This window comes from Thiohalocapsa halophila (genome assembly GCF_016583825.1).
Lineage (GTDB): Bacteria > Pseudomonadota > Gammaproteobacteria > Chromatiales > Chromatiaceae > Thiohalocapsa > Thiohalocapsa halophila.
In genome coordinates this window covers 81,004-106,984 of record NZ_NRRV01000010.1, presented here as the reverse complement: position 1 = coordinate 106,984, position 25,981 = coordinate 81,004, and the positions used below count along the sequence as shown (strand labels likewise).

The window sequence follows — 25,981 nt, the reverse complement described above, 5'->3', positions numbered from 1 at the left end:
ATCAAGGCCAACAGCGATGATTCCGTCGCCGCGACCACCGCCAAGCTCGCCCGACGCGTGCGCCGGGTGTTCGACTATTTCCTCATGACCGACAACACCAAGCCCCGCGCCTGCCGCGCAGCCGCGGAGGGAGGCTAGAACGGTTTTGCCGTGCGGGCGGCGGGCATCAAGGTGCGGGGCCTTCGAGCCAAGGCCCGCGGCGCCGACAGGGCCGGCGCTGCGGGCCGATCGCGGCGGGGCGTGCTCGGCTCAGCGCATGCGTGAGCTGTAGCCGGGCATGGGCATCGGTGCAGATGCCTGCGGCGGCTCCGCGGGCGCCGCCATCTCGCTGGAGGCGCCGTGCATGTCGCCGAAGAACTTGAAGAAGTCCGAGTCGGGCGCGAGCACCAGCGTACTGTCCCCGGCACCTAGGGACGTTTGGTAGGCGTTCAGACTCCGGTAGAACGCGAAAAACTCCGGATCGGCCGTGTACGCGTTGGCGTAGACCTCAGCGGCTTTCGCATCGCCCTGTCCACGGGTCTCTTCCGCCTCTTTGTAGGCATCGGCAATGATGACCGTGCGCTGACGGTCGGCGTCGGCGCGGATGCGCTCGGCTGCCTCCGAGCCCTTGGCGCGGAGGTCGCGGGCGACGCGCTCGCGCTCGGCGCGCATGCGGTTGTAGACGGACTCGCTGACCTCCGGCGGTAGGTCGATCTTCTTGACGCGGACATCCACCACATCCACGCCGAGCTCCGTTGCCTGTGCGTCGATCTGCTTGGTGAGCTCCTTCATCAGCGCCAGGCGCTCCTCCGAGACCACTTCCTGGATGGTGCGCTTACCGAACTCGTCGCGCAGACTGGTGTTGATCCGCTCCGAGAGCAGCCGCGCCGTGCGCGCTGAGTCGCCGCCGGTGGAACGGAAGAACTGCGCCGCGTTGCTGATGCGCCACTTGGTGAAGGAGTCGACGATGACGTCCTTCTTCTCGATGGTGAGGAAGCGCTCCGGGCGGGAGTCCAGTGTTTGGATGCGCGCGTCGAAGGTGAGGATGTTGTTCAGCAGCGGCACCTTCAGATGCAGGCCCGGATCATAGTCGCTGCCAACGATCTCACCGAGCCGCAGCTTGATGGCCGTCTCGTACTCTTTGACGACGAAGGTCGAGGCGTAGATCAACAGCGCCAACAGCACGATGGCTGCGGGCAGCATTACCTTCTTGATGTCATCCATCAGCGGGTGCTCCGTTCACGCGAAGTTGAACGGCTGCGCGGGTCGGGCGTGCCCGTGCTCGCCGTGGTCGGTTGCGACAGGCCGCGGCGCGAATCGCTCGTGCTGGCCTGGCTTTGCTTGGACTTCTTCATGAGCTGATCCAGCGGCAGGTACATCAGGCTGTCCCCGCCCGGCACATCCAGCAGCACGGTGTTATTGGCGCCGAGCACGTTCTCGATGGTCTCCAGATAGAGACGCTCGCGGGTGACCTGAGGCGCCTTGCTGTACTCGTTGAGGACGGCCGTGAAGCGCGAGGTCTGACCTTCCGCTTCGGCGATGACGCGGTCGCGGTAGGCCTTGGCATCGGCGACGGCACGGGCGGCCTCTCCGCGGGCCTGCGGCAGGATCTCGTTGGCGTAGGCTTCCGCCTGGTTCTCCAGGCGCTCCTTGTCCTCGCGTGCCTTGATGGCGTCGTCGAAGGCGGCTTTCACCGGCTCCGGCGGCTTCGCCGGCTGCATGTTGACCGAGGTCACCAGCAGGCCGGTTTTATACTCGTCCATCAAGCTCTGCACGCGCTCCTTGATCATGGTCGCGATGGCGCTGCGGCCCTCGGTGAGGATGAAGTCGAGCTTGCTGCCGCCGATGGTCTTGCGCACCACGGTCTCGGTGGCGTCGCGCAGGGTCTTCTCGGGGGCCTGGTCTTGGAACAGGTAATTCCCGGCGTCCTGGATGCGCGACTGCACGGTGAGCTCGACATCGACGATGTTCTCGTCCTTCGTGAGCATCGCCGCCTTGTGGGTGAAGGACGAGATCTCGTCAACGTTCACCAGCTGAACCGTCTCCACGGGGTAAGGGATGTGCCAGTGCGGCCCCGGCTCGGTGGTCTTGGCGTAGGCGCCGAAGCGCATGACGACGCCGCGCTCGGCGGGGTCGACGATATAGATACCGGTGAAGAGCCAAATGATCAGCAGTACCGCGGCGATGATGCCGATGGTGCGCTTGCTGATATCCGGACCACTACCACCGCCGCCGCCGCCGCCTTTGCCGCCACCCAGGAAGCCACTGACGCGCTCCTGCAGCTTGCGCACGATTTCATCGAGATCGGGCGGTCCGGAATTGTTGGGGCCACCGCCCCAGGGGTCTTTGCCGCCGCCTCCGGGCTCGTTCCAAGCCATAGTGTCTCCGCAGATCGTCAGTGTGGGTGTTGCTGATACCGGCCGCCAGCGCCGCTGCCGGCGCGCTGCGCGAACGGCGCGAAGTGCCGGCCGCCGGAGATGATATCAAGACGTCGGGTCGGATCGGGGCTGCGCGGCCCCGCGCGGCGGACGGTGGTGCCCCGTCCCCCGACCGCAGCCCCTCGGCTCGGCCGCCGCAGTGGCCGCCGGTGGCGCACTCAATCTGCGCGCGCGAGCGCTCGATCAGGCCGAGACGCAGGTGGCGGACAAGGCGCAGCGAGGGCGCAGATGCGCTGGCTGAGCGCATCCTTGCCTTGCGCGACGCGCTCCCAGCGTGCCTGGGGCATGCTGATTCGCATGTCCCAGCCGCCGAGGTCCGTGGGGCTGTCCTGCTCGATCCCGGCGTGCCGGAACAGCCAGGCTCGCAGCGCGCCGTCTTCGGGACCCAACAGCAAGCGCTGATGCACCGTCGCGGTCGCGAGCCGCTCGCCGATGGCCACGAGCAACGGCTCGATGCCTTCTCCTGTGACAGCCGACAGCCAGACCCGTTCAACCCGGCCGTCGGCGTCTCGGTCCACGCGCGGGGTCGGGTCCACGCCGGTGCCGTCCAGGGCATCGACCTTGTTGTAGACCATGATGCGCGGGACCTCTTCGGCGCCGATCTCGGCCAGGACCGTCTCGACGTCCTGGATATGGCGGGCGCGCTCCAGCGGGTCTGCGTCGACGACGTGCAGCAGCAAATCCGCCGAGCGCGTCTCTTCCAGCGTGGCACGAAAGGCCGCCACCAGCTCGTGCGGCAGCTGGCTGATGAAGCCGACGGTGTCCGCCAGCACCGCGTCCTGCGCGCCGGGCAAGGGCAGCCGCCGCAGGGTCGGGTCCAAGGTCGCAAACAGTTGGTCGGCCTGGAGTACGCCGGCCGCGGTGAGCCGGTTGAACAGCGTGGATTTGCCGACATTGGTGTAGCCCACCAGGGCCACCGTCGGCACCTCGCGGCGCTCGCGGGCGCGGCGGCCTTGATCGCGCTGGACCTCGATGCGCGCCAGGCGCTCCTTCAGCAGGGCGATGCGCTTGCCGAGCAGCCGGCGGTCCGTCTCCAGCTGGGTCTCACCCGGCCCGCGCAGGCCGATGCCGCCCTTTTGCCGCTCCAGATGGGTCCAGCCCCGTACCAGCCTGGTGGAGAGGTGGCGCAGCTGTGCCAGCTCCACTTGCAGCTTGCCCTCGAAGGAGCGCGCACGCTGGGCGAAGATGTCCAGGATCAGGCCGCTGCGGTCCACCACCCGACACTGGAGCAAGCGCTCGAGATTGCGCTCCTGCGCCGGACTCAGGCCGTGGTCGACAATGACCAGCTCCGCCTCGACCGCGGCCACCATGGCCTTTAGCTCCTCGGCCTTGCCGCTGCCGACGAAGTACTTGGGGTCCGGCGTCGCCCGGGTGCCGCCGACGAAGCCGACCATGGTGGCGCCGGCGGCCTCGGCCAGCTGCTGCAATTCTTCGCGCGCATCGCCTGGCAGCTCGCCGCCGACGGCCAGCTGCACCAGCACGGCGCGCTCGCCGGAGGTGGGTCGCTCAAACACTATTGCTTACGTCGCCGCCGCGGGCGGTCGCTTCGAGGCGGCTGGAAACCGAGCCGCCGGTGCCAACCCGGCGATCAGGCTGATAACGACCAACTTGGCAGCGATCAGCTCGGCGGCGAGGCAGCGCTGGCGCTGCCGGGCGCGCTCGCGCCAGCGCCGGGGCGCCGGCGGCTCTGGATGGGGTCGAGGCATGGCGGATCAGCTGTTGCCCTCCTCGGCTTCCGCGTCCGGGGCTGCGGGCAGCTTCACGTTGCGCGCAGGCACCACCGTGGAGATAGCGTGCTTGTAGATCATTTGGCTGACATTGTTCTTCAACAGCACGACGAACTGGTCGAAAGACTCGATTTGACCCTGGAGCTTGATGCCGTTCACCAGGAAGATCGAGACCGGGACCCGCTCTTTGCGCAAGGCATTGAGAAACGGATCTTGCAGACTCTGGCCTTTGGACATTGTTATGACTCCATATTGTCTCGCACCGGTCGGTTGTTCCGCAGCCGGTTTTGCTTGAGTGTCAGGCGCATCAAAGATCTGAAAATAGCATATCCGCCGCGGCGTCGGCGCGGGAAAAACGCAGCCGACTGGCGTCGATTTGCCATCGCCCGCCGCAGGGCTCTGCCGGGGGCACCGGCGCGCTCAAGCACCGAGGCCCACACGGCGCCGGAGGATCGCCAGCGCCTGCGCGAGCGGCGCCGCCTCATCCCAGAGCCAGGTGCAGTCGGGCTCGCTGCGCAGCCAGGTGTATTGCCGCTTGGCGAGCTGGCGGGTGGCGGCGAGTGCGCGCGCGCGCATGGTCGCGGCATCGAAGGCGCCGGCGAGGTGGGCCCAGGCCTGGCGATAGCCCACCGCGCGCATGGCGGGCAGCTCCGGCGCGAGGTCGCCGCGGCGCATCAGCCCCCGGACCTCGTCCAGAAAGCCCGCCGCGAGCATGGCGTCGAAGCGCGTCTCAATGCGCCGATGCAGCACCGCGCGCTCCCGCGGCGAGCGCACCAGCTTGACTGTCGGCAGGTCCAGGGCGCCGTCGCCGGCCTGCCAAAGGCTGCTCATGGGCCGACCGCTGGCCAAGTAGACCTCCAGCGCCCGCTGCACCCGCTGCGGGTCGTTCGGATGGATGCGGGCGGCGGCGGCCGGGTCCACATCCGCCAGCCAGCCATGCATGCCTACGGGCCCGCGCGCCGCCGCCTCGCGTGCGAGCCGCTCGCGCAGCGCCGGGTCCGCCTCCGGCAGCGGCGAGAGGCCGCGCAGCAACGCCCGAAAGTAGAGCATGGTGCCGCCCACCAGCAGGGGCAGCGCACCGCGGGCGCGGATCTGCGCAATGGCGGCCAAGGCGTCCGCGCGAAAGCGGGCCGCGGAGTAGGCCTCCGCCGGGTCGCAGATATCCACCAGTCGGTGCGGATAGCGGGCCCGCAGCGCCGGCGACGGCTTGGCGGTGCCGATGTCCAGGCCGCGGTAGACCAGCGCGGAGTCTACACTCACGATCTCGCAGGGCAGCATCGGGGCCAGGGCATCCACCACTGCGACTGCGAGATCCGTCTTGCCGGAAGCCGTGGGGCCCATGATCAGCACAACGGGCAGCTCTCCACCGGCGGCGTCCGTCGCCGCCGGCCCTGCCCTGCGCTGGTCCGCGGTGGACACTCAGCGCCCGCGCAGAAAGAGCGCGTCCAGCTCGCGCTGGGTCAGCCGCGTCCAGGTGGGGCGTCCGTGGTTGCATTGATCGGCGCGCTCGGTGCGCTCCATGTCCCGCAGCAGGGCGTTCATCTCGGCGAGCGTCAGGCGGCGGTTGGCGCGCACGGCGCCATGGCAGGCCATGGTGGCGAGCAGGCCGTCCACCGCGGCCTCGATGCGCTCGCTGCGGCCGTGGGTGCCGAGGTCCGCGAGCACGTCCCGCAGCAATTGCTCGGCATCCGCCTGCGCCAGCAGCGCCGGTAGCTCGCGCACCACCAGCTGCGTCTCGCCGAGGCGCCCGATCACCAGGCCGAGCCGCGTGAGCAGGTCCACATGGGCGTCGGCGAGATCCGCTTCGACCTGGCTCACGTGCACGGACACGGGCATCAACAGCGGCTGGCGCACCAGCTGCTCGCCGTGCACCGCCTGCTTCAGGCGCTCGTAGCCGATGCGCTCGTGCGCCGCGTGCATGTCCACGATGACGAGTCCGTCCGCGGTCTCGGCGAGGACGTAGATGCCGTTCAGCTGGCCGATGGCGAAGCCGAGCGGCGGCAGCTCGGTGTGCGCATCCGGTGCCGCTGCGGGCGCCTCTGCGAGCGCCGGCGCCGGCCCCTGGAAGGCGAGTGCCGCCGCAGCCGCGGCTCGGCTGGGCGGGGTGTGGCTGAGCCGCTCGGAGCCATAGCTGCCGCGCGCGTCTGCGATGCCGAGCGGCAGCGCCCGCGGCACGCTGGCCGGCCCTTGGCGCTCTGCGGCTGCGCCCGCGGCGGGCGCGGACGCAGCCGGCTCGGCGGCGGGCCCATCCGCGCCGCGCTGCCCCGCCGCCAAACGCCGATGCAAGACCTGGAAGATGAAATCGTGTACCTGCCGGGACTCGCGGAAGCGGACCTCGTGCTTGGCGGGATGGACGTTGACGTCCACCTGCCGCGGCGGCAGCTCCAGGAACAGCAGAAAGGCCGGATGGCGGCTGTGGTGCAGCACGTCGCGGAAGGCCTGGCGCACGGCATGGGTCACCAGTTTGTCGCGCACCAGGCGGCCGTTGACATAGAAGAACTGCATGTCGCCCTGGCTGCGGGCGAAGGCCGGGCTTGCCACCAGGCCGTGCAGCCGCAGGCCCACCGCCGAGTCATCCAGCGTCAGGGCATGGGCGAGGAATTCCTCGCCCAGCAGTCGGCGCAGGCGCGTCGGGTCCAGGGCGGCGTCGGCGGCGGGCAACTCCAGGGAGACCCGGCCGTTGTGGGTGAGCCGCAGCGACAGGTCACCGCGCGCCAAGGCGAAGCGCGTCAGCAGCTGATCGATGTGGCCGAGCTCGGTGCGCTCGGTGCGCAGAAACTTCCGCCGAGCGGGCACGTTGTAGAAGAGATCCCGCACCTCGACACTGGTCCCAACCCCATGGGCCGCGGGCTGCGGCGGCTCGGTGCCGTCGCTGCCGTCACAGGCGAGGCGCCAGGCGTGCGCATCGCCGTCGCGGCGGGAGGTGAGTGCAAAGCGGGATACCGAGGCGATGCTCGGCAGGGCCTCACCGCGAAAGCCGAGCGTGGCTACGCCTTCCAGGTCAGCGAGGCTGGCGATCTTGCTGGTGGCGTGACGCGCCACGGCCAGCGCCAGATCATCGCGCCCGAGGCCACCGCCGTCGTCGGTGACCCGCATCAGCTTGATGCCGCCCTGCTCCAGGTCGACCCGGAGGCTGTGGGCGCCGGCGTCCAGGCTGTTCTCCACCAGCTCCTTGATCACGGAGGCCGGGCGCTCGATCACCTCGCCGGCGGCGATCTGATTGATGAGCTGGGCAGGCAGGGAGCGGATGGTCGCCATCGAGCGGATGGAACCAGAAGCATGAAGCGCCCGCAACCCGAGTGCCGATCAATGGGCGCTTCAATGGACGCTGGCCGCGGCGCGATCAGTCCCGGGGCTTGGCCAGGGAGCTTGCGAGGGGGGCTGGCGAGGGGGCGAGCCGCCGCCGGGATGATGGTCGCTCGGCTGGAAATGGGGGTGGCGGGCGATGCCGGGGAGCGCCGGTGCCTGCGCGAGGCGCACGCCGGTGAGATCCAGATCATAGTGCCAAGCAACGTCGGCAAAGGTCACGGCTCCCGCGGCCGGCAGTGCACCGAGCCCGTCCCGACCCGGTGCGTCGTCGCGCGCGAAGCGCGTGCCGGGGGGCGGATACTCCTTGAAGTAGTCGACAATGCCCTGCACCAGGTAGTCCGCGAGCTTGTTCTGGTAACGACCACTGCGCAGGCGCTTCTCTTCGTCCGGATTGGAAATGAAGGCCGTCTCCACCAGCATGGACGGGATGTCAGGCGACTTCAGCACCGCAAAGCCCGCCTTCTGGATGCGCGTCTGGTGCACGTCCCCGAGCGCGCGGAGCTTGGACAGCACGCGCGAGGCGGCGATGCTGCTGTGCTCCAGGGTGGCGTTTTGGGTCATGTCCAGCAGCACGCCGGCGAGCACGTCGTTCTGCTCGGCCAGGCTGACGCCGCCGATGAGGTCCGCGCGGTTCTCCCGCTCCGCAAGCCATTTGGCGGCCTCGCTGGTAGCGCCGCCGTTGGATAGGGTGTAAACGGATGAGCCGCGCACGCGGCGGTCCCGGAAGGCGTCCGCATGGATGGACACGAACAAATCCGCCTGATGCTTGCGTGCCTTGGCGATGCGCTGGCGCAGCGCAATGTAGTAGTCGCCGTCGCGGATCAGCACCGCGCGCATACCCCGCTGGCGATCGATGCGAGCGGCGAGCTTGCGGGAGATGGCCAGGGTCACGTCCTTCTCATGGGTGCCCCCCGGGCCGATGGCCCCGGGGTCCTCGCCGCCGTGGCCGGCATCGACGGCGACGATGACGTCGCGGTCCCGCGCGCCTTTGGGCTGCACGGACAAGTGTCGCGGCGTCGCCGCGGGCGACGTGCGGCTGACCACCCGCGCCCGAGCAGGCTGTGTGCGCGCAGACACGTCGATGACCAGCCGGTGGCCGTAGGTCCCGTTGGGCTTCAGCTGAAAGCTCTTGGCCTTGACCGGCTGCTTTAGGTCCAGCACCACCCGCAGATCGTCGCCCTCCCGCACACCGCTGCGCAGCCCCGCCACCAGCACGTCGTCGGCGTCGGCCGGCGGCAGGTCGCCGGTGAGGCGGGCGTCGGTGATGTCCACCACCAGCCGGGGGGGATTATCCAGGGAGAAGACGCGATGGCGGATGGGCGCCGCGGTGTCGAGAACGATGCGTGTGTGATCGGGCGCATTCCAGATGCGTGCGCCCTCGACCGGCACCTGCGCCGCCGTCGCAGCCGGTGCTAAGGCGGCGAGCAGCAGCATCAGCAGGAGTGCCAGCGCGGTCTTGAGTCGGCGGGTTGTCAGTGGGGTTGCCATGTCGAAGCCCCTGCGCAGAGTCTTCGGTGAGCGGGAAGCGTTGCGCTCAGGATAGCACCCAGGCCGCCACTATTCCAAGTGTATACGGGCCGTTGCGACGGGTTCTTCAGGCTCCACAATGACATTTGTGGCAGACCTGCGACAGCTGTGCCCAGACAACCGCGGCAGCGGGCCGCAGCGCTCGCAGCAATGTCTTCAAGGGTCCGCGGCGGCCGCCGGCGCCTGCGGCAGCCGCGCGCTCAGCGCCGCCCGCCATGCCGCAGCCGGGGTGAAGCACAGCTTGCGGCCGCCATCGTACTGCTCGATGCGCACGCTGAGGTCCGGTGCCGGCAGCACGCCAGCGCCCCGCTCCGGCCATTCCACCAGCACCAGGCTGGCACCGTCCAGGAGGTCGCGGATGCCCAAGTACTCCAGCTCATCGGCATCGGCGATGCGGTAGAGGTCCAGGTGGTGAACCAGGGCGTGCGGCAGCTCGAAGCTCTCCACCAGGGTATAGGTGGGACTGCGCACCGGCCCTTGATGGCCGAGCCCCCGCAGCAGACCCCGCACCAGGGTCGTCTTGCCGGCGCCGAGGTCGCCGGTGAGGAATACTAGGCCGCCGGCGCGGGCGAGACCAGGCGGCCCTCCCGGCTGCCCGCAGAGCAGTGTCCCCAGGGTCGCACCCCAGGCAAGCTGGGCCGCTTCGTCGGCGGCGACGCGCTCGAGGGTCGCGGCGCTTGTCATGGCTGCACTCTGCCGATGAAAAGCTGCGGCAGGGTATCGATAAGGTCCCCGGCCAGCAGCCCGCGGTCGGCGCCGGCGGCGGCGCGGTCGCCGGCCGCGGCGTGTAGACAGACGGCGGCGCTCGCCGCCTGCTGCGGGTCCAGGGCCGGAGCCTGAGCCCAGAGCGCGGCGATGATGCCTGTCAGCGCATCGCCCATGCCGGCGCTCGCCATGGCCGGATTGCCGTCGCTGCAAACCGCCGGCGGTCGCTGCCCGGGGCCGTGGACGATGGTGCCGGCGCCTTTGAGCACCACGGCACCGCCGTAGCGTGCCTGGAGTGCCGCCGCCGCTGCAAAGCGGTCCTGCTCGATGTCGGCCACGCGCTGCTCCAGCAGGCGTGCCGCCTCGCCGGGATGCGGGGTCAGGACCCAGTGCTCGCGCCGGCGCGGCGCCCGGGCGAGCAGGTTCAGCGCGTCGGCGTCCACCACTAGCCGTCGCTCCAAGCCGAGCACGGCCTCCAACAGCGCCTCGCCCCAGGCCTCGCGCCCCAGACCGGGACCCACGGCGATGACATCGGCTCGAGCGGCCGCCTGGAGCAGCCCGTCGGCGCTGCTCACGCCCTGCACCATCAGCTCCGGGCGGGTCAGGTTCAGGAGCGCCGCGTGCTCCGGGTGCGTGGCGACAGTCACCAGGCCGGCGCCGGCGCGCAGGGCCGCCTCGCCGGCGAGCCTGACCGCACCCGAGGTTCCGGGCGCCCCGCCCACCACCAGCACATGGCCGGCGGTGCCTTTGTGGGCGTCCGCGGCACGCGGCGGCAGCAGCTCGCGCTCCTTGCGCCAATCCACCCGGCGCGCGGAGAGCACTTCGCTGGCGTAGATGGCCGGCGGCACGGCGAGCCCGTCGAAGTGCAGCGCGCCGCAGCAGGCGGGGCCGCGCGCAGTGAAGCAGCCTTGCTTGAGGCCGATGAAGCTGATGGTGGCCGCCGCCCGCACCGCGCTACCGAGGACCTGACCCGTGTCGGCCGCGAGTCCGGAGGGGATGTCCAATGCCAGCACCGGGGCGCGGCTCGCATTGACGGCGTCGATGGCTTCAGCCCAGTGACCGGCCACGGCGCGGGTGAGGCCCGTGCCGAGCAGGGCGTCGACGATGATGTCCACATCCCCCGGCAGGCGCTGGTACGGCTCGGCAGCGCCGCCGCGCTCGGCGAAACGGGCGGCGGCGGCCGCGCTCGCCGCGGAGCGCTTGGTATGATCACCCAGCGTCAGCAGCCGCACGTCGAGGCCGGCGGCGAGGGCCTCGGCGGCGAGCACATAGCCGTCGCCGCCGTTGTTGCCGGCGCCGGCGAGCACCAGGACGCGGCGGGCCGCCGGCCAACGCGCCTGCAGCACCTCGAAGGCGGCGCGACCCGCCCGCTGCATCAGCTCGGCGGCGGGGATGTCGTGGCGCTCGATGGCGCAACGGTCCAACGCGCGGACCTGCTCGGCACGATAAAGCGCATAGGGGATGGGTTGTTTTTCCGGCACAGCGCGCACCACACTAGTCAACAAGTTGCAGCGACGCGCGGCGACAGCCGCCCTGCCGCGCCCGCGAGCCCCGCAGCCCGCTACCCTATCCACCCGCGCCGACTTTGCAACCCCGCAGTTTCGGCCGACGCAATGCATACAGGACCGACGGGCGGGCTGTGGCGAGCAGAGCCGTACAACAGCGTCGATCAGACGCCACAACCGCACCCGTGCACCACCGGCCCATCACCACCGACGGAGCATCGTGACAGACGCCAACGCCGACGCACCGGCGCCAGCCGACTCACCCCGCACGCCTCTCTCGTGCGCCGATGGCGCCCGCCTGGCGGCCGCCATCAAGGGTTGGGGGGCAGAGCTGGGCTTCCAACAGGTGGGCATCGCCGACTGCGATCTGAGCCTCGCCGAGGCGCGCCTGGGCGCCTGGCTGGGACAGGACATGCACGGCGATATGCACTGGCTCGCGCGCCACGGCAGCAAGCGCACGCGCCCCGCCGAGCTGGTGCCGGGCACGCTGCGGGTCATCTCCGCACGCATGGATTATCTGCCCGAATACCAAGTCAATATCGAGCGCGTCCTCGGCGATCCGGCCCAGGCCTTCGTGTCCCGCTATGCCCTGGGCCGGGACTACCACAAGGTGCTGCGCCAACGCCTGAAGCGCCTGGCCCAGCGCATCGAGGCCCGCGTCGGCGCCTTCGGCTACCGGGTGTTCGTCGACTCCGCCCCGGTCATGGAGAAGCCCCTGGCGCAGAAGGCCGGGCTCGGCTGGATCGGCAAGCACACCAATGTCATCAATCCCCAGGCCGGATCTTGGTTCTTCCTGGGCGAGATCTACTGCGACCTGCCGCTGCCCGTGGACCCGCCCGCCGAGGACCATTGCGGGCGCTGCAAGGCCTGCATCGACATCTGCCCGACGGACGCCATCGTCGCGCCCTATGTGCTGGATGCGCGGCTTTGCATTTCTTATCTGACCATCGAGCACCCGGGGCCCATTCCGGAGCCGCTGCGCGGGCGTATGGGCAACCATATCTACGGCTGCGACGACTGCCAGCTGGCCTGCCCGTGGAACCGCTTCGCGCACCTCACCGAAGAGGCCGACTTCCTGCCCCGAGAGGGCCTGGACACGCCGACACTGCTGGCGCTCTTCGCCTGGGACGAAGACGAGTTCCTCGCGCGCACCGCGGGCAGCGCCATCCGCCGCATCGGCCACGAGCGCTGGCTCAGGAACATCGCCGTCGCCCTCGGCAATGCCGAGCCCTCGGCCGCGGTACGCGAGGCGCTCACTGCCCGCGCAGATCATCCGAGCCTGCTGGTGCGCGAGCACGCGCGCTGGGCCTTGAGCGCCCAGGGCGCGGGCGCCGCGGCATGAGCCGCCCGGCAAGCATCAAGGCCGAGCACCCAAGCACAGCGCGCGAGCTCATACCTGCAGCAGTTCCGCGCGATAGTGCTTGAGCTCGGCGATGGATTCGCGGATGTCGTCCAGCGCCAGGTGCTTGTTCTGCTTTTTGAAGGCCTCGGCGATATCCGGCGCCCACAGCCGGGCGCAGATCTTGAGGCTGCTGACGTCGAGATTGCGGTAGTGGAAGAAGGCCTCTAGCCGCGGCATGCAGCGCGCCAGGAAGCGGCGATCTTGGCAGATGCTGTTGCCGCACAGCGGCGCCTGCTTCGGCTGGCACCAATTTTGAAGAAAGGCCAGCGTCCGCGCCTCGGCCTCGGCCTCGGTGATCTCACTGCTGCGCACCCGCTCCAGCAGGCCGGACTCGCCGTGGTGGCGGGTGTTCCAGCCGTCCATGCTCGCGAGCACGGCCTCCGGCTGTTGGATGGCCAGCACGGGGCCCTCCGCCAGGATGGTCAGCTCCGGGTCCGTGACGATGCTCGCGATCTCGAGGATGCAGTCATTGAAGGGGTCGAGCCCCGTCATTTCCAGGTCGATCCAGGCCAGATTCCCCGCTTGCTCCATTGGCTTCTCCCGTCATCACCACGATTTGCCGGATGGTAGCGCGATCGCGCCCGCTGCGGCGCCGAGCGTTGCTAGAATCCAACCTCAGCGATTTCCGGAGAATAGCCATGTCTGTCGAGCTTCCCGCCGTTCGTCTGTCTGCTGCCGCCACACTGCTCGCCGCCGGCGCCGTGCTGCTGACCAGCCTCGCGGCCCCGGCCAGCGAAGGCGTCGATGCCCACGCTCTGATCGAGAAAAACTGCACCAGCTGCCACGGCAGCGAGATGTATACGCGGGAAGACCGCAAGATCGACTCCTACAGCGCGCTGGAGACCCAGGTGGAGGCCTGCAACACCAACCTGGACACCGGCATGTTCCCCGAAGAAGTCGAAGCCGTGGCCCAGCGCCTGAACAACGAGTACTACAAGTTCGACCGGTGAGCCAACGCGGGCAGCCTGCGCGCGGCAGCAGGCCAAGGCCTGCGCCGGCGCGCTGGCGCGCCGCGCCGGGCAGCAGGATGGCGGCCTGATGCCGAAGCGCCGCTTGTCGGAGCGCCAGCGCCGGCGCATCCAGGCGATCCAGGAGCGCCGCCGGCAGCGGTTGGAGAGCCGCACCAGCGCCGTCCTCGATGACCTCGACGCCGAGCGGGATACAGGCGCGGCGACCACGGGGCCCGGTGACGGCGCCGAGCCGGCCGTCGGCGAGCGACAGTCGCAACAAGGCTCGGTGATCACCCGCCACGGCGCGCACCTCGCCATCGAAGCCGCCGACGGCTCGCTGCATCACTGCGTCGCCCGCCGTAACATCGGTCAGCCGGTGTGCGGAGACCGCGTGATCTGGGTACCAACCGAGCCCAGCCGCGGCGTGGTGACGGCGCTGGCGGAACGGGAGAATGTCCTCAGCCGCCCTGACTACGCGGGCCGCGACAAGCCGCTGGCGGCCAATCTGACCCTGCTGGCCGTCGTGGTGGCCCCCGAGCCGCCGCCGAGCGGGTTTCTGCTGGACCAATACCTGGTGGCAGCGGAATTGATGGGCGTGCGCGCCCTGGTGGTGGCTGCGAAAATGGATCTGCTGGATACGCCGGCCCGCCGCGCCTTCATCGACGCCCTGGCGCCCTATCCCGAGCTCGGCTACCCGGTCTGCCCCGTCAGCACCAAAGGCAGCCCAGGGATCACCGCGCTGCTCCCGCATCTCACGGCGCAGACCGCCATCCTGCTGGGGCAGTCCGGTGTCGGCAAGTCGTCGTTGGTCCAGCTGCTACTGCCGGATCAGGACATTCAGGTGGGGCGGCTGTCCGCGGCCACCGGCCTCGGCCGTCACACCACTTCCACCGCCACCTGCTATCGGCTGCCGCCTGGGGACGCCGCCGGCGGGCGGCTCATCGACTCTCCCGGCGTGCGCAGCTTCCGCCTGGCGGGTCTCTCCCAGGCGCAGCTGGAGGACGGCTTCCCGGAGCTCGGCACAGTGCGCGGCGAGTGCCGCTTCCGCGATTGCCGCCACTTGGACGAGCCCGACTGCGCCGTGCGCGCAGCGGTGGCGGCGGGCAGCATCCACCCGCAGCGGCTCGCGCGGTTTCAGCAGCTGCGTGAGGGTTTGGTGCGGTGAGGCGTCGCCCCGGCGCCGTCGTGACGAGCGCCGTCCCGGCAGCGGCTGCCCCCAGGGCATCAATCCGGCAGCCAGCTGGGGTCCATGATGGCTTCCAGGGTCCAAGGACATGCATCCGGAAAGGCCGCGAGTCCGGTTTCATCGATCGAACCGCCCTGCCCGCAGCAGCTCAGCCTGCTGGTCGGCCCAGGCGATAACGTCCTGCTCATAGGTGGTCATGCGCAGCGAGCCGTCGCTGGATTGGCGTTCGGGAATGCTCATGCCATGTCCAGTGTGTTGAGTGTCAAAGCGGTAGTAACACAAAAACCAAGGTGCCCGTCAACGCGTGAGCTCGATCGGCGCGATTGACATCGATCCCGACATCGAGGGGGAACGTCGCCGCGTGTCGTGGGAGCTCGGCGCGGGTCTACGAGCCGCCGCCGGCATCCGCCGGATCATCGCCGAAGATGCCGTGCAGGAACCAGCCGCCGGCGCCGCGCAGCTCGCGATAGATCCACAGCCGCTCACCGTCGGCGGTGCGGGCGACATAGTAATCCCGGGCCACTTGAAAGCCGTCCCACCAGCCGGTGTCGATGCGCTCGCAGCCGGCGCCCAGGTCCAGCGGACCGTCCAGCCAGGGGCGGCCGCCTCGCAGCTCGAGTGCCGCCGGCGCCGCCAGCAGCCACAGGGGCCGGTCACGGCGCTCGCCGGTGGCGGTGCCGGGCGGTGCCGGGTTGTCCGAGCCCTTGCGGGCTGCCCTGCCCCGTCCGGCCCCTGCTGGCGGCGCCCGGCCCGGCGGGGCCGCCGTCAGCTGCGGCTCGCACGCACGCCAGGCGCGCTCCGGGCGATGGTCCGCCACCGCCGCGAACCCCTGCACCGCCGCCGGCCCGAGCCGCGCCCGCAGACGGTCCAGCAGCGCCGGGTCCGGCACCGAGGCGCCAGTGTCCCGCGGGAAGAGCTCGGTGTCGGCGGGCGCCAGCGGGCGCAGCTGCTCGCTGCTGACGGCAATGGCCTGCACCGGCGCCGCCAGCCGCAGCCGGTCCAGGCGCTCGCGCAGTAGGGCCAGCCAGTGCTGCGGGTCCCGCGCCGGCGCCGCCGAGCCGAGGGTGAGCCGCGTCGGCGGCCCGTCGGCATGGTGGAAGCGCCAGTCCAGACGCTGCACGCCCGCCTGGCGGGCGTAGAGCATCCCGACCAGCTCGTCGATGAGCCGCCGGCAGGCGAAGGCGAGCGCCGGGGCGTCCGGCACCTCCGCCGGCAGCTCCAGGGCGGCGCGAAAGCGCGCCGGCGGCACATAGGCCCGGCGCGGGTCCGGGCGCTCGCCGAGCAGGCGCTCCAGCTGTTGCAGCCGGGCGATGCCGAGGCGCTCGGCGAGGCCGGCCCGCGGCAGGCGCAGCAGCTCGGCCACGCAGACAATGCCCATGCGCTGCAGGTCGTCCAGCTCCGCCGCCGTGAAATCCAGCGCCGCCACCGGCAGCGCGGCGAGGCTGCGGCGCAGGGCGGCGTGGTCGGCGACGATGCCGGTCTCGGCCCCGGCGCCGGCGAGCACCAGCGCCGCCGCCGGCGTCGGCGCCAGCACACAGCGCGCCCGCCAGCCGAGGCCGGTGACGCCCTCCAGCACCCGCCGGCGCAGCGCCGCGGCACCGCCGAAGAGCTTGAGGCTGCGGCCCGCCTCCAGCACCAGGGCCGCCGGCGGCACCAGGCTCACCTGGTCGCTGAAGCCATAGGCCCAGGCCGCGAGCCGGCCGAGGGCCGCCCGCCTCGGCATCGTGCCCGGCCTGTCGGAGGCCGCCGCGCTGCTTCAGCAGGGTCAGGTCCAGCCCCTCGGCACAGGCGCTCACCCTGAGCCGCAGCACCGCCGGCGAGGTCTCGCCGGCGGCGGCGAGGGGGCGCAGCAGCAGCACCGGGGTGTCGGTCTCCGCGGCGGCGAGCTGGAGCCGGCGCAGCGCCGCCGGTGTCCAGCCGCCGGCGGCCGCCGACAGGCGCGCTCCGCCCGGGCCGACCCCGTACCCGACCCCGTACCCGTCCAGGCCAGCACCGCGGCACAGGTGCCCGAGCGCAGCCCCTGCTCCGCCGCCCAGGCGGCATCGGCGCCGGCATGGACCACCAGAATGCGCCGCAGGTCCAGCCCGCGAGCCGCCAGCGCCGGTGCAAAGGGGATATGCGGCGGGTCCACCCACAACAGCCAGCGGGGATGGGTCCGGGGTTGGACCCGGGGCTGGACCGGGCGGTCGTCACGGTGCTGACCGCCGTTGCTGAGGGCCGCCAGCAGCGGCAGCAGCAGCGCGAGGCCGGCGCCCTGGTGGGCGCTCAGCACCTCGCTGAGCCCGGCCGCCGGCCAGCCATGGCCGGACAGCGCTGCGTCCAACGCGCGAAAGCCGGTGGACAAGCCGGCGGGTGCCGCCTGCGGTGTGGCATGGCCGCGCCAGAGGTCCGCACGGTCGGCGAGGAGTTGGTCGAGCTGCATGGCGCTGGGCTCCGGTGATCATCAGGGCCTACGGGTTGGCAGGCCCTGGAATGGGGTTTTCTGAGCACAGGCGTCCCGGCTTCTTGGCTGTGTCGCCTTAGTCGGGTCGCCTTGGCCGAGTCGCCTTGGCCGGATCACCCGGCCTGGGGCGCCCTGGCAGCCAGTCTTGGCGCGGCGACCCCGCCGGCCTACAACCGGCGGGCGCCGCCGCCACCGGCCATCAGCCCGCGGCGCAGCACACCGACACCGAGCCCTTCGATGACGAGGGTCTGCTCGCGCAGATCCACGTTGATGGCTGCGAAGTCCGGGTTCTCCGGCAGCAATTGCACGCGGTGGCGCCAGTTCGCCTGCCGGCGGAAGCGCTTGACGGTGACCTCATCATCCAGCCGGACGACGACGATCTGGCCGTTCTCGGCCGCCGGTGTGCGATGCACCGCCAGCAGGTCGCCGTCCAGAATGCCGGCGTCGCGCATGCTGACGCCGCGTACCCGCAGGAGATAATCCGCCCGCGGGTGGAACAGCGCCGGGTCCAGGTGGTGGTGCTCTTCGATGTGCTCGGCGGCGAGGATGGGGCTGCCGGCGGCCACCCGCCCCACCACCGGCAATTGCAGCTCGTCCTCCGCCGGCACCAGCAGCCGGATGCCGCGGGAGGCGCCCTGCTGCATCTCGATGACGCCGTGGCGGGCCAGGGCCTTGAGGTGGTCCACGGCGGCGGTGACGGACCTGAAGCCGAAGGCCTGCGCGATCTCGGCGCGCGTCGGCGGATAACCCGTCTCGCGCACGTGGCGGCGGATCAGCTCCAGGATCTGGCGTTGGCGGGCGGTGAGCTGCGCGGACATGGGTGCGCTCCTTGCCGGGACTGGATACTGTCATTTTAGACAGTTTCTGTTCGCCCGGCAAAGCGGATCAGCGGCAGAGATCCATATACCGTCCCCGTTTCTGAAGCGCAATCAGTATACCGTCACCGTTTTTCGTGGGCGCGACAAGGGCGTTCGCCGCCGCTATCCTTGCCGCCGCCATGAACCGCGCCAAACGCACCGAGATCTTCCGCCGTCTGCGGGAGTCCAACCCGAGCCCCACCACCGAGCTCCACTACGCCAGCACCTTCGAGCTGCTGGTGGCCGTGATCCTGTCCGCGCAGGCCACGGACAAGGGCGTGAACAAGGCGACTGCACGGCTGTTTCCGGTGGCGAGCACGCCGCAGGCGATCCTGGAGCTCGGCGAAGAGGGGCTCAAGGAGCGCATCCGCACCATCGGCCTCTTCAACAGCAAGGCCAAGAACATCATGGCCGCCTGCCGCATCCTGGTGGACGCGCACGGCGGTGAGGTGCCGCGGGAGCGCAAGGCGCTGGAGGCCCTGCCCGGTGTGGGTCGGAAAACGGCCAACGTGATCCTGAACACCGCCTTCGGCGAGCCGGCCATGGCCGTGGACACCCACATCTTTCGCGTGGCCAACCGCACCCGCCTCGCCGAGGGCAAGACGCCGCTGGCGGTGGAGCAGCGTCTGCTGCGGCTGGTGCCGAAGGAGTTCCTGCAGGACGCCCATCACTGGCTGATCCTGCACGGGCGCTATGTCTGCACCGCGCGCAAGCCGCGCTGCCCCGAATGCAGCATCGCGGACTTGTGCGAGTACAAGCACAAGACGGCTGCGATTGTGCGGGGTGATGCGGAGGCGGTGAACGCGGATCGCGGCGGGGACGCCGCTCCCACGGGTGGTGAAAAGCCGCCGCTCGACGCCACCTCCTGAAGCCCGCGAACGCTCAGGAGCAAGGTCCATGTTCGGCGCCCAGCGCGACCCCTACCGCCGCCGCTTCATCGAGGCTTGGCAGAAGGCGCAGTCCGGCGAACCGCTGGACCCCTTGGAGCAGCGCATCGCCGAGGTGGTGGCCAAGCACCCGGAATATCACCGGATGCTCGCGGCCGCAGACCAGGCGCTCGACAAGGACTGGCTGCCGGAAGGCGGCGAGACCAACCCCTTCCTGCACATGGCCCTGCACCTGGCGCTGCTGGAGCAGATCGGCGCCGATCATCCCCCAGGCATCCGCGCCCTCTACGAGAGCGGGCTGCGCATCCACAGCGGCGATGCCCACGCCGTGGAGCACCAGCTTTTGGACTGCCTGGCGGAGTCCATGTGGCGTATGCAGCGCGAGGGCCGCGAGGACGATCCCCGCAACTACCTCGCCTGCATCCGCCGCGCACTCGGGCTGCCGCCCACAGACCACTGACGCGAAATGGGGACGGTATACTGAATTATTGGAGGCGCCGGCGGGGGGCAGACGCCGTCATGTCGCAACCTCGCCCGAGCGCGGCGCCGACGCCACGCCGAGCGTTGCCTCAGTGACCGCCGCCCTTCAGCGAGGAGACGATCCCTTCGATGGTGTCCTTGGCGTCGCCGAAGATGAGCGACGTGTTGTCCTGGTAGAAGAGCAGGTTGTCCACGCCCGAGTAGCCGGGGCGCATGGAGCGCTTGAGGAAATAGCACTGATTGGCGCGGCCCGCCTCGAGGATGGGCATGCCGTAGATGGGGCTGGTGGGGTCTTCCTTGGCGGCGGGGTTCACCACGTCGTTGGCGCCCACCACCAGGGCCACGGCGGCGCCCTGGAACTCCGGGTTGATCTCGTCCATCTCCAGCACATGGTCATAGGGTATGTCGGCCTCGGCCAGCAGCACGTTCATGTGCCCCGGCATGCGCCCGGCCACCGGGTGGATGGCGAACTTGACCTCGACATCGCGCGCCTCCAGCAGCTCCATCATCTCTTTGAGCGCATGCTGCGCCTGCGCCACGGCCATGCCGTAGCCGGGCACGATGATGACCTTGTTGGCGTCTTCCATCCAATAGACCGCGTCCTCCACCGATGCAGACTTGACGCCCTTCTCCGCCGCCACGGCCCCGGCGCTGTCGCCGCTGGAATCCGTGCCGAAGCCGCCGAACACCACGTTGATGATGCTGCGGTTCATGGCACGGCACATGATGTAGCTCAAGATCGCGCCCGAGAATCCCACCAAGGCGCCGACGATGATGAGCAGGTTGTTGTGCAGCGTGAAGCCCGTCGCCGCCGCCGCCCAGCCGGAGTAGCTGTTCAGCATGGAGATGATCACCGGCATGTCGGCGCCGCCGATGGGGATGATGAGCGTGCCGCCGAGCACGAAGGCGAGCAGCGTCATCAGCAGCAGCGAGAATACGTTGCCCGTCATTGCGAAGTTCACCGCCAGCAGCACGGTCGCGATGGCGATGGCGGCATTGAGCAGGTGCTGGCCCATGAACTTGATGGGCGCCCCGGACATGATGCCCTGGAGCTTGGTGAAGGCGATGACGGAGCCCGTGAAGGTGATGGCGCCGATGACCACGCCGGCGGACAGCTCGCCCATGAGCACGGTGTTCAACGTGCCCGCCTGGGCGCGGTTGATGAAGGTGCCGATGGCCACCAGCACCGCCGCCATGCCGACAAAGCTGTGTAGAGCCGCCACCAGCTGGGGCATGGCCGTCATCTGGATGCGCAGCGCGACCCTAATGCCGATGACGGCACCGATGACGCCGGCGATGATAATGAGCAGGTAGTCCTGCACCTCGGCGCCGAGCAGGGTCGCGATCAGCGCGATGGCCATGCCGAGCATGCCGAAGAGGTTGCCCCGCCGGGCCGTCGCCGGGTGGGTGAGCCCCTTCAGCGCGAAGATGAAGAGCACGGCCGAGACCAGATAGGCCACGGCCAGTTGATTCATGGTCAGCTCCATCCCTGCGTCCCCTTATTTCTTCTTCTTGAACATCGACAGCATCCGGTGTGTCACCAGAAAGCCGCCGAAGACATTGATGCTGGCCAGCAGCACCGCGAGAAAGCCCATGCCGGAGGCGAGCCAGCCGGCCTCGTCCAGCCCGGTGACCAGCAGCGCGCCCACGAGCACGATGCCGGAAATGGCGTTGGTCAGCGCCACCAGCGGCGTATGCAGGGACGGCGTCACGCCCCAGACGACGTAGTAGCCGATGAAGCAGGCGAGGACGAAGACGTATAGCGCGGTCAGGGATTCGGACATGGAACCTCCGGGGCTGAGGATTCGGGGCTGGGATGTCAGCGACAGGCGGCGCTCGCCATTTCGGCTCAAGCCTCCACGATCATGGCCTTGGTGACCTCGTCCTCGGTGAGGTCCTTGAGCACCGGGCCCGAGTCGGTCTTGTCCACCATGATCTCCAGCAGATTGGCGAGGTTCTTGGCATAGAAGGCACTCGCGTCCGCCGGCACCATGGCCGGGTAGTTGGTGTGGCCGACCATGGTCACGCCGTGGCGCGAGACGATTTCGTCGGCTTCAGTGAGCTTGCAGTTGCCGCCATTGGCCGCCGCGAGGTCGACGATGACGGAGCCTTCGCGCATGCGCTGCACCACGTCCTCGGTGATCAGCTCCGGGGCGGGTCGGCAGGGGATGAGGGCCGTGGTGATGATGACGTGGGCCTTGGCCAGCTCGTCGGCCAGCAGCTGCTGCTGCTTCGCCTTGGCCTCGTCCGAGAGCTCCTTCGCATAGCCGCCCTCCCCCGCGCCGCTCTCGCCGAGATCCAGCTCGATGGCCTTGGCGCCCAGGGACTCGATCTGCTCCTTGGTCTCCGGGCGCACGTCGTAGGCGTGCACGTCGGCGCCGAGGCGCCGCGCCGTGGCGATGGCCTGGAGCCCGGCGACCCCGGCGCCGAGCACCACCAACCGCGCCGGCTTGGCGGAGCCGGCGGAGGTCATCATCATCGGGAAGAAGCGCCCGTAACGAGCGGCGGCCTCGATGACGGCGCGGTAGCCGGCGATGTTGCTCTGCGAGGACAGGGCATCCATGGATTGGGCGCGGGAGATGCGCGGCATGCGCTCCATGCCGAGCACCGTGACCCCGTTCTCTACCATCCGGCCGATGGTCGGGTCGTCGCCACAGCTCTCGAGCAGGCCGATGTAGACGGCGCCGGAGCGCACGGCGGCGGCCTCGTCGTCGCTGGGGCGGCGCACCTTCAGCACGATGTCGGCCTCGAAGCAGGCACTGCGCTCCGAGATCTGCACGCCGGCCGCCTCGAAGGCGGCATCGGTGTAGTGGGCGCCGGCGCCGGCGCCGGCCTCCAGCAGTACCTCGAAGCCCTGCTTGACGAGCTTCTGGGCAACCTCCGGCGTGGTGGCGACACGGGTCTCGCCGGCGAGGGACTCTTTCGGGATTCCGAGCTTCATGGCGTGGTGTCCGGGCTCTGGTGGTGCGGATGCTGGTCTTTTTAATGGTCTGTTGTCGGCCTACGCAAGCGGCTAATGCCAATTTATTGGCGTTGGCCGTGCGGGCCAGGCCGGCCCGCCATTTTCAGCGGCTCGCAAGCCGCTGTAAATGAAGGCGCTCAGTAACTCCGGTTTCGAGCGCCGCGCCGATTTTGGTCAAGCCAAGCCAAATCATCGGCGCGGCCATCGCGCGCGGCGGCGCATTATCGGCCCTGCACCCGGCGATCTCAAGGAAGGCCCGGCCGCGGCGCGGCGCTGGCCCGGCTGCGCCGGGGTCAATCCTCGGCCAGCTGCGCCGCCAGGTGCGACATCAATGTGGGATGCCACAGCATGCAGGGATGACACAGCGCCGGGATGCGCGTGCTGTCGGCAAGCTGCCAGTCTGCGCTGTCCTGGGGCAAGATCACCGCATCGAAGAGCGTCCAGTAGGCGAAGAGCTCCGTCCGGTCCAGCGTCTGCACCGACTCCCCGAGCCGCGCCAGAAAATCACTGCCCGGGCGCATCTGCTTCGCCCCCTTGCCGGGATAGCCATAGGCCCAGAGCGTGCCTTGCATGGGTGCCGCAATGGCCGCGAACCTGTCCACCCGCGCATGGCCGCCCAGCTCCTGCAGATACCAGCGCGAAATCAGCCCGCCCATGCTAAAGCCCACCAGCGCGAAGGGCGCCTCGGCTCCGAAGGCGGCGTCGATGCGCTGCCCCAGCTGCTCAGCGAGCGCCGGCAGCCCGTCGCGGCCGTCGTTGGGCGTCAGCGACGGCGCCAGGCAGACGTGGCCGCGGTCTTCGAGGTAGGGCTTGAGCGTCTTGAACTTGCTGCCGGTGTCGAAAATGCCGTGGACCAGGACAACGCGCATGCTTGAGCTCCCCGGCCCGCGGGCTCGCTGCCGCCCGGTCCGGCCTACAGACCGCTCGGCTTCCGGCCCTCGATGGTCGCGGACACGACATAGTCTTCCACGCCGCGCCCGGGTGCCCAGTCCCGGATGAAGTCCTTGGAAGCATCCTTCGGTGCGATGACCACATCGACGAACCCCGCCGCCGTCAGCATCGCGTCCAGCTCGTCGATCAGCGAGGCGCCGGCGACACAGGCCGAGTGCAGATAAGGATCATCGCGCATCTCCGCCGGCAGCTCCGCGCTCGCCACGACGTCGGCAATGGCTAGCCGCCCGCCCGGCTTCAGCACCCGGAAGGCTTCGCGGAACACCTGCGGCTTGTTCGGCGACAGATTGATCACGCAGTTGGAGATGATCACGTCCACGGTCCCATCCGCCACCGGCAGGTGCTCGATCTCGCCGAGCCGGAGCTCGACATTGCCAAAGCCGCCGCGGGCGGCGTTCCCCCGCGCCTTGCTGAGCATGTCCGGCGTCATGTCGACGCCGATCACATGCCCCTCGGGCCCCACTTCCGCCGCCGCCAGAAAACAGTCGAAGCCGCCGCCGGCACCCAGATCCAGCACCGTCTCGCCGGGCTTCAGCGAAGCAATCGCCCGTGGGTTGCCGCAGCCAAGGCCCATGTCCGCGCCCTCGGGCACCGCGGCGAGATCGGCGCTGGTGTAGCCGAGGCGCTGCGACAGCAGCCGGTTGATCTGCTCGTCCTCGGACACGCCGCAGCAGCTGCTCGCCTCGCCGCAACAGTCCCCGGCGTCGCTGGCCTGCGCCACCTGGGCATACGCCGTGCGGACACGGTTGCGGATAGAGTCGTCGGCGGGTGCAACGGCATCGGGGCCCGGGTTGCCGAGGGTAACGGGCAGTTCATGGCTTTCGGGCATGGATTCGGCTCCTGAGGGCAGTTTGCCCGCGATCCTAAGCGGGCCGGCGCACCCATGCAAACCCGCTGGGGAAACGCCGATTCATTGGCGTCCCCCATGGCGGGCGGATGCTCCGGCATTTTGAGCGATCCAAGTCGCTGAAAAGACGCAAGTCGCAGACAACAGCCGCTGGCATGGGCGACTTGCGCATAGAACATGCCCAGGCGCAGGCCGAGCGTCGGCGCTCGTCGTCACGGTGACGACCGGCCATTCTGGAAAGTCTGGCATGATGTGGCTGCGTAGCTGTTGCCATGACGGTAGAGGGCAAGCCCTCTGCGCAGGGCTGGAAACGCGAGCCGGGCGCCCCGAGCCTCGGCACCGGACTCACCTTCCCCGGCATAACCAGGGCACGACCATGGAACAGCAGCACAAAACCTTGTGCATTACCCATCTGGCGACGCCCGACATGGCCAATTTCTCCGGCCATGTGCACGGCGGCACGCTGCTCAAGCTGCTGGACCAGGCCGCCTATGCCTGCGCGGCGCGTTACGCGAGCCGGTACGTGGTGACCCTGTCCGTGGACCAGGTCTTCTTCCGCGAGCCTATCCATGTCGGCGAGCTGCTGAGCTTTCTCGCGGCGGTGAACTATACGGGCAACACCTCCATGGAGGTGGGCATTCGGGTGCTCGCCGAGAACATCATCGAGAACACCAGCCGGCACGTGATGACCTGCTACTTCACCATGGTGGCGGTGGACGAGGAGGGCCGGCCGGTGCCGGTGCCGCCGCTGCACATCGAGACGCCCATCGAGCGCCGCCGCTGGCAAAGCGCCGAGCTCAGGCGCGAGCTGCGCCGCGAGGTCGAGCTGCGCCATCGCCAGATCAAGGCGTCGTCCCCGCTGGACGGCGGGAGCAAGTAGGACGCGGCAACGATTCGGGTTTCCCTAAGCGCTCGCACCGTTCGGCGACTTCACCGCCCGCAGGATCTGTGCGGCGATCTCCTCGATAGATTGGTTGGTGGTGTTGAGCACGGGGATGCTGTGGCGCTTGAACATGGTCTGCGCCTCGCGGATGTCGCGGCGGCAGCGCTCGGCGGAGGCGTAAGTGCTGCCGGGGCGGCGCTCCTCGCGGATGGCCTGCAGGCGTTGAGCGTCGATGGTCAGGCCGTAGACGTGCTGGCGGGCGTCGATTATTTCTTTCGGGAAGTCACCGTGCTCGAAGTCCTCTTCGGTGATCGGATGATTGGCGGCGCGCAAGCCGTAGTGCATGGCCAGATACAGGCAGGTGGGCGTCTTGCCGCTGCGCGAGACCCCCACCAGCACCACGTCCGCGTGGCGGTAGTTGTCCGGGCGCATGCCGTCGTCGTTGGCCATGGCGAAGTTGATGGCCTCGATGCGCTTGGTGTAGTGGCTCGGCTTGGTGATGGCGTGGCTTTGGCCGGACTTGCGGCTCGGCGCCACGCCCAGCTCCACGCTCAGGGGCTCCACGAAGTGCTCGAAAAGCTCCAGGTAGAAGCAATCGCCCGCCTTGAGGATGCCGGCGATTTCCTGGTCCAGCATGGTGGCGAAGACCACCGGCCGCACGCCGTCGCGGGCATGGGCCTCGTCCATGCGCTGGCACAGCGCACGCGCCCGCGCCTCCGTGTTGATGTAGGGCATGTAGACCTGCTCGAAGTCCACGGTGTCGAACTGGGACAACAGGCTGTGGCCCATGGTCTCGGCGGTGATGCCGGTGCTCTCGGAGACAAAGTAGGCAGTGCGCTTCATGGGCTCTGACTCATATCAATGCGGGTGGGGCGCCTCGGGAGCATATTAGCGGATGGTGAAACAGCGCCGCAGCCATTGCGCCGCAGAGACCGACACCGCG

General features: G+C 69.6%; 26 protein-coding genes. 6 read left to right on the top strand and 20 right to left on the bottom strand.

The features are described from left to right. Window positions 1-249 precede the first annotated feature (249 nt). The 9 genes from hflC to CKO31_RS06275 form a co-directional block, all read right to left on the bottom strand. A complete protein-coding gene (gene hflC, locus CKO31_RS06315) occupies window positions 250-1,203 on the bottom strand; it encodes a protease modulator HflC (RefSeq protein ID WP_200235077.1) in 954 nt (317 codons plus the stop codon). Beyond that, window positions 1,203-2,357, bottom strand: a complete 1,155-nt coding sequence (gene hflK, locus CKO31_RS06310) for an FtsH protease activity modulator HflK (RefSeq protein WP_200235075.1) — start codon at window positions 2,355-2,357, stop codon at window positions 1,203-1,205. The genes hflC and hflK overlap by 1 nt, the downstream gene beginning before the upstream one ends. 218 nt (window positions 2,358-2,575) lie before the next feature. Beyond that, window positions 2,576-3,931 (bottom strand): ribosome rescue GTPase HflX, encoded by a 1,356-nt coding sequence (gene hflX, locus CKO31_RS06305; protein ID WP_200235073.1) that lies wholly within the window; start codon window positions 3,929-3,931, stop codon window positions 2,576-2,578. Between the two features lie 198 nt (window positions 3,932-4,129). After that, complete coding sequence (hfq, locus tag CKO31_RS06300) at window positions 4,130-4,381, bottom strand: RNA chaperone Hfq (RefSeq protein ID WP_200235071.1); 252 nt, start codon at window positions 4,379-4,381, stop codon at window positions 4,130-4,132. 183 nt (window positions 4,382-4,564) lie between these two features. Further along, window positions 4,565-5,485: a tRNA (adenosine(37)-N6)-dimethylallyltransferase MiaA gene (gene miaA / locus CKO31_RS06295; protein WP_200235097.1), complete on the bottom strand. Its 921-nt coding sequence runs from the start codon at window positions 5,483-5,485 to the stop codon at window positions 4,565-4,567. Between the two features lie 78 nt (window positions 5,486-5,563). Next, window positions 5,564-7,402 (bottom strand): DNA mismatch repair endonuclease MutL, encoded by a 1,839-nt coding sequence (mutL, locus tag CKO31_RS06290; RefSeq protein WP_200235069.1) that lies wholly within the window; start codon window positions 7,400-7,402, stop codon window positions 5,564-5,566. A gap of 60 nt (window positions 7,403-7,462) precedes the next feature. Beyond that, window positions 7,463-8,941, bottom strand: a complete 1,479-nt coding sequence (locus CKO31_RS06285; RefSeq protein WP_242475187.1) for an N-acetylmuramoyl-L-alanine amidase — start codon at window positions 8,939-8,941, stop codon at window positions 7,463-7,465. A 195-nt stretch (window positions 8,942-9,136) separates the two neighbouring features. Next, entirely contained in the window at window positions 9,137-9,664 is a 528-nt protein-coding gene (tsaE, locus tag CKO31_RS06280; RefSeq protein ID WP_200235067.1) for a tRNA (adenosine(37)-N6)-threonylcarbamoyltransferase complex ATPase subunit type 1 TsaE, read from the bottom strand. Continuing rightward, entirely contained in the window at window positions 9,661-11,166 is a 1,506-nt protein-coding gene (locus tag CKO31_RS06275) for an NAD(P)H-hydrate dehydratase (RefSeq protein ID WP_200235098.1), read from the bottom strand. Before CKO31_RS06275 ends, tsaE begins: the two co-directional genes overlap by 4 nt. A 322-nt stretch (window positions 11,167-11,488) precedes the next feature. Between CKO31_RS06275 and queG the strand changes: the two genes are divergently transcribed. After that, window positions 11,489-12,532: a tRNA epoxyqueuosine(34) reductase QueG gene (queG, locus tag CKO31_RS06270; RefSeq protein WP_242475194.1), complete on the top strand. Its 1,044-nt coding sequence runs from the start codon at window positions 11,489-11,491 to the stop codon at window positions 12,530-12,532. A gap of 48 nt (window positions 12,533-12,580) precedes the next feature. Here queG and orn read toward each other — a convergent pair whose 3' ends face one another. Next, window positions 12,581-13,123, bottom strand: coding sequence for an oligoribonuclease (orn, locus tag CKO31_RS06265; RefSeq protein WP_200235064.1), 543 nt, complete (start codon window positions 13,121-13,123; stop codon window positions 12,581-12,583). Between the two features lie 107 nt (window positions 13,124-13,230). Here orn and CKO31_RS06260 point away from each other — a divergent pair, with 107 nt between their 5' ends. Together CKO31_RS06260 and rsgA are read left to right on the top strand one after the other, a co-directional pair. After that, window positions 13,231-13,542 (top strand): cytochrome c, encoded by a 312-nt coding sequence (locus CKO31_RS06260; protein WP_200235062.1) that lies wholly within the window; start codon window positions 13,231-13,233, stop codon window positions 13,540-13,542. An 88-nt stretch (window positions 13,543-13,630) separates the two neighbouring features. Further along, complete coding sequence (gene rsgA / locus CKO31_RS06255; protein ID WP_200235060.1) at window positions 13,631-14,707, top strand: ribosome small subunit-dependent GTPase A; 1,077 nt, start codon at window positions 13,631-13,633, stop codon at window positions 14,705-14,707. A 138-nt stretch (window positions 14,708-14,845) separates the two neighbouring features. On the opposite strand, the gene CKO31_RS06250 is transcribed toward rsgA, so the two are convergent. The 4 genes from CKO31_RS06250 to lexA form a co-directional block, all read right to left on the bottom strand. Further along, entirely contained in the window at window positions 14,846-14,968 is a 123-nt protein-coding gene (locus tag CKO31_RS06250) for a DUF29 family protein (protein WP_200235057.1), read from the bottom strand. Window positions 14,969-15,113: 145 nt separating this feature from the next. Continuing rightward, a complete protein-coding gene (locus CKO31_RS06245; protein WP_200235055.1) occupies window positions 15,114-16,451 on the bottom strand; it encodes a Y-family DNA polymerase in 1,338 nt (445 codons plus the stop codon). 69 nt (window positions 16,452-16,520) lie between these two features. Continuing rightward, window positions 16,521-17,150, bottom strand: a complete 630-nt coding sequence (locus CKO31_RS06240) for a hypothetical protein (RefSeq protein ID WP_200235053.1) — start codon at window positions 17,148-17,150, stop codon at window positions 16,521-16,523. A 188-nt stretch (window positions 17,151-17,338) separates the two neighbouring features. After that, a complete protein-coding gene (lexA, locus tag CKO31_RS06235; RefSeq protein ID WP_200235050.1) occupies window positions 17,339-17,989 on the bottom strand; it encodes a transcriptional repressor LexA in 651 nt (216 codons plus the stop codon). A gap of 179 nt (window positions 17,990-18,168) precedes the next feature. On the opposite strand from lexA, the gene nth reads away from it, so the two are divergent. Together nth and CKO31_RS06225 are read left to right on the top strand one after the other, a co-directional pair. Then, on the top strand, window positions 18,169-18,897 hold the full coding sequence (nth, locus tag CKO31_RS06230) for an endonuclease III (RefSeq protein ID WP_200235048.1): 729 nt from the start codon (window positions 18,169-18,171) through the stop codon (window positions 18,895-18,897). Between the two features lie 28 nt (window positions 18,898-18,925). Beyond that, complete coding sequence (locus CKO31_RS06225) at window positions 18,926-19,375, top strand: DUF1841 family protein (protein ID WP_200235046.1); 450 nt, start codon at window positions 18,926-18,928, stop codon at window positions 19,373-19,375. 109 nt (window positions 19,376-19,484) lie between these two features. Here CKO31_RS06225 and CKO31_RS06220 read toward each other — a convergent pair whose 3' ends face one another. The 5 genes from CKO31_RS06220 to CKO31_RS06200 all read right to left on the bottom strand — a co-directional run bounded on the left by CKO31_RS06220 (window position 19,485) and on the right by CKO31_RS06200 (window position 24,137). Beyond that, window positions 19,485-20,882, bottom strand: a complete 1,398-nt coding sequence (locus CKO31_RS06220; protein WP_242475186.1) for an NAD(P)(+) transhydrogenase (Re/Si-specific) subunit beta — start codon at window positions 20,880-20,882, stop codon at window positions 19,485-19,487. Window positions 20,883-20,894: 12 nt separating this feature from the next. Further along, complete coding sequence (locus CKO31_RS06215; protein WP_200235044.1) at window positions 20,895-21,179, bottom strand: proton-translocating transhydrogenase family protein; 285 nt, start codon at window positions 21,177-21,179, stop codon at window positions 20,895-20,897. A gap of 65 nt (window positions 21,180-21,244) precedes the next feature. Then, complete coding sequence (locus tag CKO31_RS06210) at window positions 21,245-22,336, bottom strand: Re/Si-specific NAD(P)(+) transhydrogenase subunit alpha (protein ID WP_200235042.1); 1,092 nt, start codon at window positions 22,334-22,336, stop codon at window positions 21,245-21,247. Window positions 22,337-22,650: 314 nt separating this feature from the next. Next, window positions 22,651-23,226, bottom strand: a complete 576-nt coding sequence (locus tag CKO31_RS06205) for an esterase/lipase family protein (protein WP_200235040.1) — start codon at window positions 23,224-23,226, stop codon at window positions 22,651-22,653. 44 nt (window positions 23,227-23,270) lie between these two features. Beyond that, complete coding sequence (locus CKO31_RS06200) at window positions 23,271-24,137, bottom strand: arsenite methyltransferase (protein ID WP_200235038.1); 867 nt, start codon at window positions 24,135-24,137, stop codon at window positions 23,271-23,273. A gap of 394 nt (window positions 24,138-24,531) precedes the next feature. Between CKO31_RS06200 and CKO31_RS06195 the strand changes: the two genes are divergently transcribed. Continuing rightward, entirely contained in the window at window positions 24,532-25,035 is a 504-nt protein-coding gene (locus tag CKO31_RS06195; protein WP_200235036.1) for an acyl-CoA thioesterase, read from the top strand. Window positions 25,036-25,059: 24 nt separating this feature from the next. Here CKO31_RS06195 and ppsR read toward each other — a convergent pair whose 3' ends face one another. Continuing rightward, window positions 25,060-25,881, bottom strand: coding sequence for a posphoenolpyruvate synthetase regulatory kinase/phosphorylase PpsR (gene ppsR / locus CKO31_RS06190; protein WP_200235035.1), 822 nt, complete (start codon window positions 25,879-25,881; stop codon window positions 25,060-25,062). Window positions 25,882-25,981 lie beyond the last annotated feature (100 nt).